This is a genomic window from Corynebacterium sp. 74A, from assembly GCF_008930665.1.
Classification (GTDB): domain Bacteria; phylum Actinomycetota; class Actinomycetes; order Mycobacteriales; family Mycobacteriaceae; genus Corynebacterium; species Corynebacterium megadyptis.
The window spans coordinates 41,155-55,675 of the sequence record NZ_PQMG01000003.1 but is presented as its reverse complement, the minus strand read 5'-3'; the positions used below and the strand labels follow the sequence as shown (position 1 = coordinate 55,675).

Below are 14,521 nucleotides of genomic sequence, written 5' to 3'. Positions count from 1 at the left end.
TTACTCGGCGCACCGGCGCGGAGAACGCTCGGTGCGGGGCATGGGGTGTACCGAGGTGGCTAGCGCTTTGAAGGTGCAGCAGACCGTGCTGCCGACCTTCAGCCCCAGCTCGGCGACGCTGCGCGCGGTCACCGCGGCCCGCAGCAGCTGGGTGCTCTCGGCCACGCGCACGTGCACACTGACCTGTTCGCCGCTGTGTTCCAAGGCCACGACGGTGCCGTGGAGGCAGTTACGCGCCGAGGTGCGCGCGGTGGTGTCGCTGGGGGTGATACTCACGGCGGTGGGGGCGAGCAGCACGGCGACGTCGCTATTCGGAGATAGCGGGCTGGTGTGGCTCTCGGGCATGGGGGCTGTGTGGTCCTGGGTGGTGGCGTCGATCAGCTGCCCAGCACAGCGCACCGTCACCAGACCCGCGCTGTGCGAGACCACCGTGGCATGTAGCCGGTTGAGGCCGGCGAGATACGCCATGAACTCGGTCGGCGGCTGGTGCATCATCTCTTCCACGGGGCCGAAGGCGGTGACGTCTCCGGCCTCGAGGACTGCTGCGTAGTGCGCCAAGGTGGCGATATCAACCACATTGTGGCTAATGAGGAGCACGGTGCGCTGCTGGGCGCAGGCCTCGAGTACTGCCCGCCAGCGGCTGGCGCTCGCGGCGTCGAGGGCGGCCATGGGCTCGTCCAAGATGAGCGTATGCGGGCGAGCCGCCAGGCCGCGCAGCAGAGCCACTTGGGCTTGTTGGCCGCCCGAGAGCTCGGCAACGGGCAGCTCGGCGAGCTCCGCGAGGCCTGCCGCGACAAGCAACTGGGTGGCGGTCTCGGCGCTGCCACAGACCACCGTGAGTACCCGGTGCACCCGCATCCGAGGCGGCAGCGCGGGATCCTGGGTGAGGAGCACGATGCCGCGCTGCCGCATCGGCACCACCGTGCCTGCGGTACCTGCGGGGTCGAGGATCCGCTCGCCGAGCTGGATGCGAGTGCCATGGAGCTCGCCGACGATCATGCGCGCTAGGGTGGTTTTGCCCGCGCCGTTTTCGCCGACCAGTGCGGTGGTGCGGGCCTGGGGAAAGGTGGTGCTGTGTACGCCCTCGCCGATCGTCAGCGCTGCGGCTGTCTCGGTGGGGGCGGTGAGGTTGTCGAGAGCAGCCGCATCGATCGGGCCGAGCGTTGCTCGGTGGGCCTTCCCGGCGCTGTGGGGACGCAGCCATAGAGCCGCCCCGCCCAGTGCCGCCCCGAGCACCGCTACCGCCAGCAGCATGAGCACCGCTGCCAGCACGAGGGCGCGTTCGGGGTCGATCTCTCGCTCGAGATAAATACCGATCGGCAGGGTGCGGGTCACCCCAGGATAAGAGCCGGCGAAGGTGAGAGTGGTGCCGAACTCGCCCAGGGAGCGGGCACACGCCAAACCGGCCCCGCTAGCAAGCGCCGGCAGTACCGTGGGGATGAGGATATGCCGGTTGATCGCCCCCGTGCTCATCCCCACCGAGCGGGCCGAGGACTGTACTCGGGGACTCAGCTGGGCTAGTGCTTGTTCGATGGTGATGACCACGAAGGGCATAGCGATAAACACATGCGAGGCCACCACGCCTGGGAAGGCGAAAGCAAAGCGCAGCCCGAAGAGATTCAATAGCGGTGCGCCCACCCCGTAGACCCCGAGCAGCGTGGTGAGTGCCATGCCGCCCACCACCGGCGGCAACGCCAAGGGAAGCAGCACCAGCAGTCGGGTGATCGTGCGCCCAGCCCGCAAGGTGTGCACCCACAGCGCCACCGCCAAGCCGAGGACAGTGGAGATCAGCGTGGCCCAGAGCGCCGAGGAGATCGTCACCCCGATCAATTCCCGGGTGGCGGGTTCACGCACAATCTCCGGCACCCGGCTCCACGGCACCCGCCACAGCAGGGTGAGCACAGGGGCAATAATCACGCAAAGCCCACACCACGCGGCCACGATGATGGGAAGGGTTTGGCGGGTGCGGGCAGGGGTGAGTGCGGCAGGCATCGCGATGACTTCTGCGAGAAAAACTAGGAGCTGGCGGGGCTAAAGCCGTGGCGGGACCACGCCTCATCGGCGGCGCTACTATGCAGCGCCCGTACAAAGGCAGCGGCTTCTGGCTTCTTCTCGCTCTGCGCAACCACAGCGGCCAGATAGCGGTTAGGGCTCGCCTCGGCGCCGGGGATCTCGAAGGCGCGCACGGCGTCGCCGGCGGCGATCGCATCAGAGGCGTAGACCAACGCGGCATCGGCCCCGCCCGAGGTGACCTTGCCCAGAGTGTCGGTCACATTCGACTCCAGCGATGCGGGGCGAAGGGACGGCAGGGTGGCGTCGATAAGCGTCTGTGATGCCGCCCCGCAGGGCACCTGCTCATCGCAGAGCACGACGGTGGCATCGAGCAGGGACTCATCGAAACCGGTGATCTCGCCGGGATTATCCGCGGGTACAACCAACACCAGATAATTGCTGGCGATGACCTCGGGGCTGTCGACTACGCCTTGCTCGACGGCGCGGTTCATGGTGCGCTCATCGGCGGTGATGAGCACATCCGCGGGAGCACCATCGACCAGCTGCTGTACCAGCGCCGAGGAGCCCGCGTTGTGGATCACCAACTCGGCCGGGCTATCCAGCTCGGAGCCGAGATCCGCGAAGTCATCATTGAGCACCCGCGTCGAGGCGGCAGCGAAAACATCGAGTTGGGTGGCGTCTCCGCCGGGAACATCCGTGGGGGAGGAGCAGGCGCTGAGCACGCCGGCTGCGACGAACACACTACTCAACGTCGTCAGGAATGTACGCATGCACATATGGTACACAGCGTATCGCGGGTGACCGCGCTGCCTGCACACCTGACGCACTAGCCTACAGTGGCACTACGCAGCAGCCTGAACACTGCCTGCCCCGCCGCCGACACGCATGAGGAGCCACACTATCGTGACTGAACACATTGCCCACCAGCACACCCACCACAGCCCCCAACCCATTGCCTCCATGCCGGATATCTTCGGCGCGGTGATCACCGTCTCCGATCGCTGCGCCCGCGGGCAGCGGCAGGATCTCTCGGGCCCCATCGCCCGCGAGGGATTGCGCTCGCATGGGGTGACAGTGGAGGAGATCACGGTCGTCGAAGACGGCGTGGAGTCGGTGCAGGGCGCGATCATCGCGGCGATCGAGGCAGGCGCGCGGGTGGTGCTGACCACCGGCGGCACCGGGGTATCGCCGCGGGATCTAACCCCCGAGGCGACGGCACCCTTGCTCGATGTGGAACTGCGCCAAATCTCCACCCAGATCCTGCTGCGCGGGCTAGAGAAAACCCCGCTGGCGGCATTGTCGCGGGGACTGGTGGGCATCGCCCGCCGCCCAGGGCAGCAACCCGCAGTGATCGTCAACGCGCCGGGCTCGCGCGGTGGGGTGAAGGATGTGCTGGCAGTAGTAGGCCCGCTACTGAGTCACATTGTGGATCAAATGGACGGCAGCAGCGAGCACGAAAACCAAGAGCACCACTAGCCGCCTCGCGTTGCGAGCGCTAGCCGTGCCGCTGGCCGGTCGCCGGCGGAAACTCCGCCAACGCGGCGAGCGTGTCATAGTCACGTTCGGAGCCATCGCCCGTCACAGTAATGATGCGCTGATTCTTCATTAACGCCGATACGGCAGCCCCAGCGCATTCCTCTAGTGCCGCCACCGCCTGCTCTAATGCCGCGGTGCGCCACAAAGCGCACAAAGGCTGGCGGTGGCCATCGCTACTACGCACCAGAGCGACATCGCCGCCCGCTGTGTCCGCGCTGTGGGGCGCGTCTGCCTGCTCTGCCACATCCTCGCCACCGGCCACAGGTGCCGCGAGTGCCGCGGCCAGCTGCGGATAGAGCTGGGCAGAGTGGGGCGCGTCCACCGCGAGAACAAGCGTGGTGGGACTCGGCGTGCGATCCACCCTCAGCTGCTGCACACCTGCGGCGATGGCGGCGACAGGTCCAGCGAAGGTGGGACGTTCGGTGGCGCGCAGAACAGTCTCCGGCAGCTCCACCGGGCGGGTAGTGACCACGCAGATGGCCGTGGGTGTGGTGCTCGCCTCGATGGTGGCGAGGCAGTGATCGATCAGCCGGCGGCCCGCCACCTCGACGGTGGCTTTATCGCGGCCACCCATGCGACTGCCGCGGCCCCCGGCCAGCAGGATCACATCGAGCTGGGTGCTCATTGGGGGATCTCGCGGGACCAGTCGCCGGAGCGCCCACCTGACTTGGAGATGATCGCGCTGCGTCGAATATAGGCAGAACGATCCACGCCCTTAACCATGTCGATCACGGCGAGTGCCGCCACCGAGACCGCCGTGAGTGCTTCCATCTCCACACCGGTGCGATCAGCGGTGCGCACCGTGGCGGTAATGGCCACGTGATCGTCCTGCAATTCCAGTTCCACCGAGCAGCCATGCACGCCGATGGTGTGGGCCAGTGGGAGAAGCTCGGGCACTTTCTTTGCCGCCGAGATCCCGGCGATGCGGGCCACGGCGAGCACATCGCCCTTCGGGACGCGGTTATCGCTCAGCGCACTCATCACCTCGGGGGAACACGCCACCTCGCCATACGCGGTAGCTTCGCGCACGGTGGGGTTCTTGGCGGTCACATCCACCATGTAGGCGGTGCCCGCCTCGTTGAGGTGGGTGAAAGTCAGATCTTTGCTCATGAAACGTCCTTGGAAAATACGTAAGTCGTGGATAAAAGTACGGTGGCGCGCGCCCGAATCGTACTAGCCGGTGCTCAGCAGCCGGCGCACCGCCCTTTAGAGCCGGGTGCTGAGCACCGACACAGCTGCACCGTCGGTGATATCGCCTGCCCTAGGTGGCACGATCGCCAGCCCATCGGCGATCGCGAGCGAGCTAATGAGATGTGAGCCGAGGCCGCGATCATGGGCGGGTACCGCCCGCACCGTCGCATCGGTAATGGAGCCCTCGCGCTCAAGACACACGGGCACGAAACGGGCGCGCCGAGAATCGCTGGGGAAGTGCCCACCAGCGGTGGCGTGAATGATGGGAAGATCCCAGTGATCCGGGGTGCTCGCTCTGCTGCGTAGTAGCCGAATGAGCGGAGCTACGTAGAGGTGGAAGGACGCGTAGACACTCACCGGGTTGCCCGGCAGGCAGGTGATGAGGGTGTCGTGGATCATGCCGAGGCCCTGCGGCTTGCCGGGTTGTTGGGCGATGGGGCCGAACCATACTCCGTGGCGGCTGAGTACCTCCTTGACCACGTCGAAGGAGCCTGCCGATACTCCGCCGGAGGTGATGATCAGATCGGCGCGCTCGTTCAGCGACCGCAGGGTGTCTTCGAACTCCGCAGGGGAATCGGAGCTGCTGTGAACGCGGATGCATTCGGCGCCGAGAGCGGCAACCAGTGCTGCCAGCATTGGCCCATTGGAATCGGGGATGTGGCCCGCCCCGAGTTCCTCGCCGGGGCCGCGGAGCTCATCGCCGGTAGACAGTACTGCCACGGTGGGCAGGCGGTAGACGCTGAGCTCGGCGTAGCCGATGGAGATTGCCGTCGCGATCGCGCCGGCATCGAGCACCGTGCCTGCGGTGAGTACGAGTTGTCCGACGCTGACATCTTCCCCAGCGGCACGGATATGCTGGCCAGGAGCGGCTGTGCCGTTCAGGCGCACCTCGGCGGGGCAGTCGCTGCGCCCGATGGGCATATCCGAGGCCTCCACCGGCACTACGGCCAGCGGGGAGTCTGCGGGCGGGCCACTGAAATCGATGGGGGCGCCGGTCATGATGCGTACCGCTTCGCCCGAGCGCGGGGTGTGCGGGGCACTGCCGGCGGGCACGTCCGCGACCACCGGCAGGGTGGTGGTGCCGTCGGTGAGATCTGCGTGATGCACCAGGAAGCCGTCCATCGCCGAATTATGAAACACCGGGATGGGATAACGGGCGGGAAGGTCTGTGGCGAGCACTCGGCCGCGACAGTGTTCCGTCGCACACATCTCGGTGGAAGTATCAGTGGCGTTGAGGTAGCGCTGGCCGAGTTCGACGACGGCGCGCAGGTGATCGTCGACATTGCGAATCTGTGGCATAGTGGGCAAGTCTAGCGAGTAGCGATGAGCAGCGGAGTCAGCCGCAGCGTAGAAAGGATACCCCTTGGCCGTCACCAGTTCCGGAATGTGCACCGAGCCGATCGATATGGCCAAGCTTCATGCTTCGGTCGCACGCCCCGAGGCGGGTGCGGTGGTCACCTTCGATGGGCGGGTGCGCAATCACGATCACGGCCATAGCGTGAGCGCGCTCGAATACTCCGCGCATCCGGCGGCCTCACGCATCATCGCCGAGGTGGCAGACGACATCGCCGAGCGCTTCGATCTGCACGCGCTGGCCGTTTTTCATCGCACCGGTTCTCTGCGCATCGGAGACGTGGCGCTCGCCGCGGCAGTATCCTCTTCGCACCGTCAGGACTCTTTTGCCGCCATCGCGGCGCTTGTCGACGCCGTCAAGCTGCGTCTACCGGTGTGGAAGAAACAGTATTTCGCCGATGGCAGCTATGAGTGGTCGAACTGCGCTTAAGCCTTATCCAGCGGCGGCAGTAATTTAGCCGCCGGCGAAAGGCGGCAGGAGATCCATGCTCTCTACGGTCGCCAGCTGGCGGGATTCATCCGCCTCGAGGTGGTCGTCGATGAACACCGCACAGTTGGCAAGTACCGGCGCTGCGGTGGGGAAACGGCGGTGCAGCGCGGCCAGCGCATCGGACACCGCCGACTCCGCCGGCAGGTGCAGGGTAATGTGCTCGCGGCCCACCGCATCCGCAGCGGCGGCGAAGAAACGAACCTGAAGATTCACATCAGACATCACGGGCGGGTTCTCCTCTGAGACAATCACACGATTTGGGTCTGGGCGGCGGCCTATCTTTAGCCGCCGATTTCGGACATGAGGCGCTGGGGCTGGATGAAGCTGTGATCATCAATCCCGTGACCGGCTTTTTTCTCCGCCATGCCCGCGGCCCAGGCGGCCATGATCTCTTCATCACTCGCCCCCGAGCGCAGCAGCGTACGCAAGTCAGTTTCGCTGCGGGAGAATAAGCAATTGCGCATGAAGCCATCGGCGGTCAGTCGCGAGCGATCGCAGTCGCCACAGAAGGGACGCGTCACCGCGGCAATCACACCGATCTCCCCAGAGTGGTGCGGGTGCTGGCGCTCTACAGCATGCCACAGCTGGGCTGGGGAGGAACCGCGGGGTGTGGAGGATGCGGTGAGCTCAAAGTCTTCGGCGAGGGTGTCCACGATGTCCTGGGCGGTGATCATGATGTTGCGGTCCCATTTCTCGGGCGGGCCGAGGGGCATCTGCTCGATAAAGCGCAGCTGAGCACCGGTGCGCACCGCAAAGTGGGCGAGAGGCAGAATATCGCCTTCGTTCGAGTTAGGCATCACCACGGTATTGATCTTGACCGGAGTGAGCCCGACCTTGAGCGCGGTGTCGATGGAGGCCAGCACGTCATCGAGCCGGTCGCGCCGCGACAGGGTGTGATAGCGGTGGCGGTCGAGCGAATCCAAGGAGATATTCACGCGATTCAGGCCAGCGTCGACAAGCTCGGCGGCCCTTTTATCCAAGCCGAGTCCATTGCTGGTCAACGCGGTGAGCGGGGCGCGGCCTTCGTCGGTGCGCAAGCTGGTGGCGAAGGCAATGATGTCAGGAAGGGAGCGGCGGAGCAGGGGTTCGCCGCCGGTGAAGCGGAGCTGACGAATGCCGAGGCGTTCCACCGCGATGCGCAGGAGACGACACAGCTCCTCATCGGTGAGCGTCTTTTCCTGAGCTAGCCACTTCAGCCCCTCGGCCGGCATGCAATAGGTGCAACGCAAATTGCATTTATCGGTCAACGACACACGCAGATCGCGGGCCGTGCGGCCGAACCTATCCTCTAAGAGCAGGGTGGTTGGTTCGGACGCGGCCTCGCGCTGAAGGGAATGAGGGGCAGCGTCATTGTTCATGGTGCAGACAAGAGTATAGATACCCCGACTGTGATGCCACCACGCCCCTCGGGTTTTATGCGGCGCCCACGTGCGGTTCCCGCTGGACCTACTGCTGCGCTGCGGGATCTTTCCCCTCGTTGGCCCCGCGATCCGCCGGGCTGTCTGTGCGCTGCGTACTGTCCTGCGGGGTGGAGGCGCCGGGTCCGATCAGCTTGATCACCGAATAGTCTCCATCGCGCAGGTGCATGCGCAGATCCTTCTTGTCGAACTTATCCACGCTGGTCTTGTCGATGCGTTCGACAAAGGTCCAATACTCGGGCAGCATCCAGCGGGGCAGGCGCTCGCGCAGGCTATCGCGCAGCCGCTCCGCCGTCGCCCGGGTGGGATCTACTCCCGGGTGCAGCACCGTTACCGAGAGGGGGCGCTCGCCCCACTTATCGTCGGGGTAGCCGATCACTGCGGCCTCGACGACATCGTCGTGTTCCATCACCATGTTTTCCAGCTGCACCGAGTAAATCCACTCGCCACCGGAGCGGATCACATCCCGGGCACGGTCCTCGATGGTGAGGAAGCCATCCTTGGTCACCGAGCCCACATCGCCCGTCTTCAACCAGCCATCCTCGGTGAATTGTTCTGCGGCATGATCCACTGGTTCGCCGCGAAAGACCGAGGCCGGGTTTTCGCCGTGCTCGGTGGGGGAGTCATAGTAGCGCTCGGTCACATAATTGCCGCGCACCTGAATCTCGCCCTGGTTGCGGTCCGTGGAGGACTGGATAGCGCCATCGTTGACCACTCGGAACTCCACCGAGGGCGAGAAACGCCCCTGGGAGGTGCGATAGAGCCAGCGCCGCTCGCCGGAGGCGCCCACCGGCGGGCGCGAGACCGTGCCGACCGTGGAGGTTTCCGTCATACCCCACACGTGCACCACATCCACGCCATAGCGCTCCTCCCACAGCTGGATCAGCACCGGCGGCACGGGGGAGCCGCCAACGAATAGCTCGGTGAGGCTCATGCGCTGCGGCGGGTGGGAGAGATAATGCACCATGAGGGAAATCCACAGGGTGGGCACCCCATGCGCCATGCGCGGGTGGCAGGTCTCGATAATCTCCGCCAGCCGCGGGGCCGAGACATCGGAGCCGGGCAGGATCAGCGGGGTGCCAGACATAAAGGCCGTGACGGGCACACCCCAGCTCAACACGTGATAGATCGGCACGCAGCATAAAAAGGGCACGCCGTGGGCAATTGCCATCGCATCGGAGGAGCGCAACTCCAGGGTCTGGATATAAAGGGAACGGTGCGAATACGCCACGCCCTTCGGAGCGCCCGTGGTGCCGGTGGAATAGCACATGGCCGCGGCCGTGGTCTCATCCAATTCCGGCCAGTCATAGTGCGCTGGGCGCCCATCGAGCAGCGCCTCATAGGAGTACACGGGCAGATGCTCGGGAATGAGTGTGCGCAGCCGCTCGTGGTCCTCAAGCCCGATAAACACCACCGCGCTCACGGTGGGGCAGCCGCGCAGAATAGAGCCCAGCGGCGCGGCGAGAGAAGGATCGGCGACGATCACCCGCGACTCGGCGTGATTAATAATGTGACGAATCTGATCGTGCATCAGCTGCTTGTTCAGCGGCGCAAATACCGCCCCCATGCAGGAGGTGGCGAAGAGCACCTCGAGATGCTCGGCGCAGTTAAACATGAAGGTACTCACGCGCTGGTCGCCATCGATACCCAGCTCATCGCGCAGGGCATGAGCGAATGCGGCGGCACGGGAACCGATGTCCGCGAAGGTCGTGGTCTCGGGGCCATGAGTGGTCCACGTGGTCACTGTGGTGTCGCCGAACACGGTGGAGCCGTAGGTGAGGATTCGCGCCAAGGACAGGGGAATATCGTGCATGGTGCTGCGCATACGGTCTAGCTTAACTGCTTGCCGCGACACTCTTGTGTCTGATTGCGGGCCCAACCCCACATGGCACAATGCGGGCGATGCCTCTTCGCAGGAGAGTTACAGCTCTGTTATGATCGAGAGTCAGTAGCACGCAACTTAAGAATGATTGAGGATCGTGCTCTACGCTCTTGGTGCGAACACAGGCGTCAACGAGGCTTTAGACGTCGCACACTCCCCGCACACTCTTTGCCACTTCGCGGTGGCTAACTGCAGACTGCGGTGCGTGTGGTGCGGCTCACATCACATTGTTTGATCGCCCTTGTAGGAGGCGGCTGACCGCCACTGCTTATCGACGTTGCGTCGACGGCCGTGAGCCTGCACTCCGTGACGCCTCGCGTTTACGCCACGCGTATAGACTATCTGCCGACATTTCACCGCTGGGTAATCATGATCCACAGGTAGTCCCCATATCAAACTCCACAGTAGCTTTTAACCTCGAATGCCCATCCGTGCCCTACCGATTAGGGCAGGTGTTCGTATCCGCTGCATACGGCGTGTTTCCTGCACAGCCGCGGCGATCACGGGGGATGAAGAAAAGCGATGAAAGGAACTCTGTGACCGACAAGGACACTTCCGCTAAGGACCTGAACTCCCTGCGGCTGCCGGAACTCCGCGCGATGGCCCGCGACTTGGGTCTGCGTGGTCTCTCCGGTAAGCGCAAAGTTGAGCTCGTTGACGCCATTAAGGCCGCCCAGAACGGCGCGGCCGGAGGCAACGGGGGACAGGGCTCTCAGCGCGCTGCGGCGAAGAAGGATGCCTCCGATTCCTCCGCTGAGGCAGAGGATCACTCGCCACGTTCGCGACGTCGTCGCGCTACTACCAAGGCCCACACCCCCGAGCAGCACGACGCTGCCGATGAGAAGAAGGCCGAGAAGAACTCCGATAAGGGCGACAAGAACGAGAAGCCGGAAAAGGCCGCCGAGTCCTCCTCCCAGTCTTCCGAGACTGACGACGAGCCGGTGTACTACGAATCTCGCTCCGCAGCCCGCCGTGCCCGCCGCCATAAGCAGCGCCAGATTCAGCGCGAGCGTCGCGATAATGACCGCGGCGAGGACGATAATGAGCGCGGTGACTCCGAGGACAACTCCTCCAACGACAATCGTGATCGTCGCGACCGCGACAACCGCAACCGCGACCGTGATAACCGCGACAACCGTGATCGCGACAACCGCGGCAGGAACAAAAACCGCGATAACCGCGATGGCGATGATTCCGGTCGGGATGACAGCGATAACAACGACGACCAGGGCGGTAACCGCCGCAATCGCCGGGACCGCAATGACAGGGGCGGTCGCCGCAATCGTCGTGATCGCAACAACCGCCGTGGCCGTAATAATGACCGCAACAATGATCGCAATAACGATCGCGGCAACGACGGCCAGGATGATAATGACAACCGCAATGATGACCAGCTGCAGCCGGTAGGCGGCATCCTAGACATCGTGGATAACAACGTTGCCTTCGTGCGTACCACCGGCTACCAGGCCGGAACCCAGGACGTTTTTGTCAATCAGAACATGATTCGTAAAAACGGGCTGCGTCGCGGCGACGCCATTACCGGCCAGGCCAAGGTCGGCGGGAATAACCGCGGCAATAACCGCCGCCAGAAGTACAACCCGCTGGTCCGCGTGGATACCGTCAACGGCATGAGTGTGGACGAGGCTCGGCAGCGCCCAGACTTCTCCAAGCTCACCCCGCTGTATCCGAACCAGCGTCTGCGCTTGGAAACGGAGCAGCGGATCCTCACCACCCGTGTGATCGATCTGATCATGCCCATTGGTAAGGGACAGCGCGCACTGATCGTCTCCCCGCCGAAGGCTGGTAAGACGACGATTCTGCAGAACATTGCGAACGCTATCGCCACCAATAACCCGGAGTGCTACCTGATGGTGGTGCTGGTGGACGAGCGCCCCGAGGAAGTCACGGACATGCAGCGCAGCGTCAAGGGCGAGGTTATTGCCTCGACCTTCGACCGCCCGCCGAGCGAGCACACCGCCGTCGCCGAGCTTGCCATCGAGCGCGCCAAGCGCCTGGTGGAGCAGGGCGAGGACGTGGTGGTGTTGCTGGACTCCATCACTCGTCTGGGCCGCGCCTACAATAATTCCTCCCCAGCCTCGGGCCGCATCCTCTCCGGTGGTGTGGACTCCAATGCTCTCTACCCGCCGAAGCGTTTCCTCGGTGCTGCCCGCAATATCGAAAACGGCGGCAGCCTCACCATTATCGCCACGGCCATGGTGGAGACCGGCTCTGCCGGCGATACCGTGATTTTCGAGGAGTTCAAGGGCACCGGCAACGCCGAGCTGAAGCTGGATCGCAAGATCTCTGAGCGCCGCGTATTCCCGGCCGTGGATGTCAATCCCTCCGGCACCCGTAAGGATGAGCTGCTGCTCGCCCCGGAAGAGGCCCGCATCATGCACAAGCTCCGCCGTATCCTGTCTGCGCTGGACAATCAGCAGGCCATTGACCTGCTGATCAAGCAGCTGAAGAAGACCAAGAACAACGGCGAGTTCATGGTGCAGGTGGCATCCTCCGCGCCGATGGCGGCCGACCAGGAGGAGGAATACTCCTAATATGAGCCAAGTTTCAGCAGTTGATGACATCCTGGCCGAATATCACGGCTTGGAGCAGCAGATGGCTGATCCTGAACTCCATAACGATCAAAAGGCCGCGCGCCGCGTCGCAAAGCGCTACTCGGAGCTCGGCCCGATCGTGAAGGTGTATAAGGAACTGAAGTCCACCCGCGAGGACCACGAAGCCGCGAAGGAAATGGCCTATGAGGATCATGACTTCGCGGAGGAGGCCGAGCGGCTGGGGCAGCGCGCCATCGAACTCGAGGAGCAGCTCGCCGATCTGCTGGCGCCGCGCGATCCCCACGATGGCGATGACATCGTGATGGAAGTGAAGTCCGGTGCCGGCGGCGAAGAAGCCGCTCTCTTCGCCGGTGAGCTGGTGCGCATGTACCAGAAGTTCGCCGATAAGAATGGCTTTTCCACCGAGGTGCTGGATCTCGCCGAGTCTGATCTGGGTGGCGTCAAGGACATCACCCTCTCGATCCGCTCAAAGCAGCCCTCCCGCGATGGTGCGTGGAGCGTGTTCAAGTTCGAGGGCGGGGTGCACCGCGTGCAGCGGGTGCCCGTCACCGAATCGCAGGGTCGTATCCAGACCTCCGCGGCCGGTGTGCTCGTCTACCCCGAGCCCGATGAGGTCGAGGATGTGGAGATCGACGAAAAGGACATCCGCGTGGATGTCTATCGTTCCTCCGGTAAGGGCGGCCAAGGCGTGAACACCACCGACTCGGCCGTGCGCATCACCCACCTGCCCACGGGAGTGGTGGTGACCTGCCAGAAGGAGCGCTCGCAGATCCAGAACCGTGCCCGCGCCATGCAGGTGCTGGCCGCTCGTCTGCAGCAGATGCGCGAGGAAGAAGCCGAGGCGGAGGCTGCCGAGGGCCGCGCTAATCAGGTGCGCACCATGGACCGCTCGGAGCGTGTCCGCACCTACAATTGGCCGGAAAACCGCATCTCTGATCACCGCATCAACTACAAGGCCAATAACCTTGATTCGGTGCTGGATGGTCAGCTCGATGATCTCTTCACCGCGCTCCAGGCGGCCGAACGTGCCGCGCGCTTGGAGGCGGAGAACTAACGTGACCGACCTCACGGTCCGTCAAGCACTACAGAAAGCAACCGCTCGTCTCGCCGCGAGCGGTTGCTCTTCTGCGCTTCACGACGCCTCCTCGCTGCTCGCCCACCACCTCGGCATCGACCGCTCCCGCCTGTTTTTTCATCACGGTGACGTTCTGCCCCGACCCACGGACTTCGAGGAACTCCTTTCTCGCCGCACCACCAGGGAGCCGCTCCAGCACATTCTCGGCAGCGCCGCCTTCGGCCCCCTCGACCTTGCCGTGGGGCCCGGGGTATTCATTCCGCGCCCCGAAACCGAGGTACTCGCCGAATGGGCCGTGCAGCGCCTAGAGGACATGATGCACGCGGGGATAGCCGCGCCCCGCGTGGTGGATCTGTGCACCGGTTCGGGCGCGCTGGCCTGCTGGATTGCCGCGGCTGTGCCGCAGGCGCGGGTGAGCGCGGTGGAGCTGAGTGCGCGGGCGCGGGAATATACTACGCAGAACGCCGCGCAGTACCCGAACCTCGAGGTGCTCGCGGGTGACGCCACCGATCCGCAGCTGCTTAGGGCGCTGGATGGCCAGGTGGATCTGATAGTGACGAACCCGCCGTACGTGCCGGAGGACAGCGTCGTCGAGCCAGAGGTGGCCGCCGATCCTCATGCGGCAGTATTCGCTGGTGCGGACGGGATGAGCGTGATCGAGCCGATGATTCCCGTGCTGGCGCGGCTGCTTCGCCCCGGTGGAGCAGTGGGGATCGAACATGATGATGCCACCTCACAGTTAGTGCGGGCCGCCCTTGATCGGTGTGGAGCCTTCAGTCCCGCCGAGGTGCTCGACGATCTTAATGGCATCCATCGATTCGTGATAGCTTTCCGAAACTAACAAGTTTCTTATTCGTCACCGAGTATTCACATGTGTGTAGCGTCACGGTACGGGCCGTGTCACGCTCCCTTTTTAGAGTGATCCCTTGAGGCATCGACTATGCCCGAGCCACCTCAGTGCCCGCTGCGGTTTCCTAGAGCAGCGACGGC

13 protein-coding genes are annotated in these 14,521 nt (G+C 64.2%); 5 read left to right on the top strand and 8 right to left on the bottom strand.

Annotated features, from left to right (window positions below; genetic code table 11):
• Together GBB11_RS05335 and modA are read right to left on the bottom strand one after the other, a co-directional pair.
• On the bottom strand, positions 1-1,992 hold the full coding sequence (locus tag GBB11_RS05335; protein WP_151549072.1) for an ATP-binding cassette domain-containing protein: 1,992 nt from the start codon (positions 1,990-1,992) through the stop codon (positions 1-3).
• 23 nt (positions 1,993-2,015) lie between these two features.
• The gene (modA, locus tag GBB11_RS05330) at positions 2,016-2,783 is read right to left on the bottom strand and encodes a molybdate ABC transporter substrate-binding protein (RefSeq protein ID WP_192796323.1); all 768 of its coding nucleotides are present in this window, start codon (positions 2,781-2,783) and stop codon (positions 2,016-2,018) included.
• A 133-nt stretch (positions 2,784-2,916) separates the two neighbouring features.
• Between modA and GBB11_RS05325 the strand changes: the two genes are divergently transcribed.
• Positions 2,917-3,489, top strand: a complete 573-nt coding sequence (locus GBB11_RS05325) for a MogA/MoaB family molybdenum cofactor biosynthesis protein (RefSeq protein WP_369408537.1) — start codon at positions 2,917-2,919, stop codon at positions 3,487-3,489.
• 19 nt (positions 3,490-3,508) lie between these two features.
• Here the strand turns inward: GBB11_RS05325 and GBB11_RS05320 are convergent, their stop codons facing one another.
• From GBB11_RS05320 to glp, 3 genes are all read right to left on the bottom strand, one after another.
• On the bottom strand, positions 3,509-4,174 hold the full coding sequence (locus GBB11_RS05320) for a molybdenum cofactor guanylyltransferase (RefSeq protein ID WP_151549069.1): 666 nt from the start codon (positions 4,172-4,174) through the stop codon (positions 3,509-3,511).
• The gene (moaC, locus tag GBB11_RS05315; protein ID WP_151549354.1) at positions 4,171-4,647 is read right to left on the bottom strand and encodes a cyclic pyranopterin monophosphate synthase MoaC; all 477 of its coding nucleotides are present in this window, start codon (positions 4,645-4,647) and stop codon (positions 4,171-4,173) included. Before moaC ends, GBB11_RS05320 begins: the two co-directional genes overlap by 4 nt.
• A 108-nt stretch (positions 4,648-4,755) precedes the next feature.
• On the bottom strand, positions 4,756-6,039 hold the full coding sequence (gene glp, locus GBB11_RS05310; RefSeq protein WP_151549068.1) for a gephyrin-like molybdotransferase Glp: 1,284 nt from the start codon (positions 6,037-6,039) through the stop codon (positions 4,756-4,758).
• Between the two features lie 64 nt (positions 6,040-6,103).
• Here glp and GBB11_RS05305 point away from each other — a divergent pair, with 64 nt between their 5' ends.
• Positions 6,104-6,523, top strand: a complete 420-nt coding sequence (locus GBB11_RS05305) for a molybdenum cofactor biosynthesis protein MoaE (protein WP_370513510.1) — start codon at positions 6,104-6,106, stop codon at positions 6,521-6,523.
• Between the two features lie 24 nt (positions 6,524-6,547).
• On the opposite strand, the gene GBB11_RS05300 is transcribed toward GBB11_RS05305, so the two are convergent.
• The 3 genes from GBB11_RS05300 to GBB11_RS05290 form a co-directional block, all read right to left on the bottom strand.
• A complete protein-coding gene (locus GBB11_RS05300) occupies positions 6,548-6,805 on the bottom strand; it encodes a MoaD/ThiS family protein (protein WP_151549067.1) in 258 nt (85 codons plus the stop codon).
• Between the two features lie 59 nt (positions 6,806-6,864).
• Positions 6,865-7,941 carry a GTP 3',8-cyclase MoaA gene (moaA, locus tag GBB11_RS05295; RefSeq protein ID WP_151549066.1) on the bottom strand — a complete coding sequence of 359 codons (1,077 nt, stop codon included), beginning with the start codon at positions 7,939-7,941 and terminating at the stop codon, positions 6,865-6,867.
• Between the two features lie 88 nt (positions 7,942-8,029).
• Positions 8,030-9,826 (bottom strand): long-chain fatty-acid--CoA ligase, encoded by a 1,797-nt coding sequence (locus GBB11_RS05290; protein WP_151549065.1) that lies wholly within the window; start codon positions 9,824-9,826, stop codon positions 8,030-8,032.
• Between the two features lie 593 nt (positions 9,827-10,419).
• Here GBB11_RS05290 and rho point away from each other — a divergent pair.
• The 3 genes from rho to prmC are packed head-to-tail and all read left to right on the top strand — an operon-like array spanning position 10,420 to position 14,372.
• Positions 10,420-12,435 (top strand): transcription termination factor Rho, encoded by a 2,016-nt coding sequence (gene rho, locus GBB11_RS05285; protein WP_192796322.1) that lies wholly within the window; start codon positions 10,420-10,422, stop codon positions 12,433-12,435.
• Between the two features lies 1 nt (position 12,436).
• Positions 12,437-13,510, top strand: coding sequence for a peptide chain release factor 1 (gene prfA, locus GBB11_RS05280; RefSeq protein WP_151529950.1), 1,074 nt, complete (start codon positions 12,437-12,439; stop codon positions 13,508-13,510).
• A gap of 1 nt (position 13,511) precedes the next feature.
• On the top strand, positions 13,512-14,372 hold the full coding sequence (prmC, locus tag GBB11_RS05275; RefSeq protein WP_151549063.1) for a peptide chain release factor N(5)-glutamine methyltransferase: 861 nt from the start codon (positions 13,512-13,514) through the stop codon (positions 14,370-14,372).
• Positions 14,373-14,521: the final 149 nt, after the last annotated feature.

Excerpts from the sequence above, each read along its gene's own strand:
- GBB11_RS05300 (WP_151549067.1), bottom strand. The coding sequence starts at position 6,805 with ATGTCTGATGTGAATCTTCAGGTTCGTTTCTTCGCCGCCGCTGCGGAT.
- moaA (WP_151549066.1), bottom strand. The coding sequence starts at position 7,941 with ATGAACAATGACGCTGCCCCTCATTCCCTTCAGCGCGAGGCCGCGTCC.
- modA (WP_192796323.1), bottom strand. The coding sequence starts at position 2,783 with ATGCGTACATTCCTGACGACGTTGAGTAGTGTGTTCGTCGCAGCCGGC.
- glp (WP_151549068.1), bottom strand. The coding sequence starts at position 6,039 with ATGCCACAGATTCGCAATGTCGACGATCACCTGCGCGCCGTCGTCGAA.
- GBB11_RS05320 (WP_151549069.1), bottom strand. The coding sequence starts at position 4,174 with ATGAGCACCCAGCTCGATGTGATCCTGCTGGCCGGGGGCCGCGGCAGT.
- GBB11_RS05290 (WP_151549065.1), bottom strand. The coding sequence starts at position 9,826 with ATGCGCAGCACCATGCACGATATTCCCCTGTCCTTGGCGCGAATCCTC.
- GBB11_RS05335 (WP_151549072.1), bottom strand. The coding sequence starts at position 1,992 with ATGCCTGCCGCACTCACCCCTGCCCGCACCCGCCAAACCCTTCCCATC.
- prfA (WP_151529950.1), top strand. The coding sequence starts at position 12,437 with ATGAGCCAAGTTTCAGCAGTTGATGACATCCTGGCCGAATATCACGGC.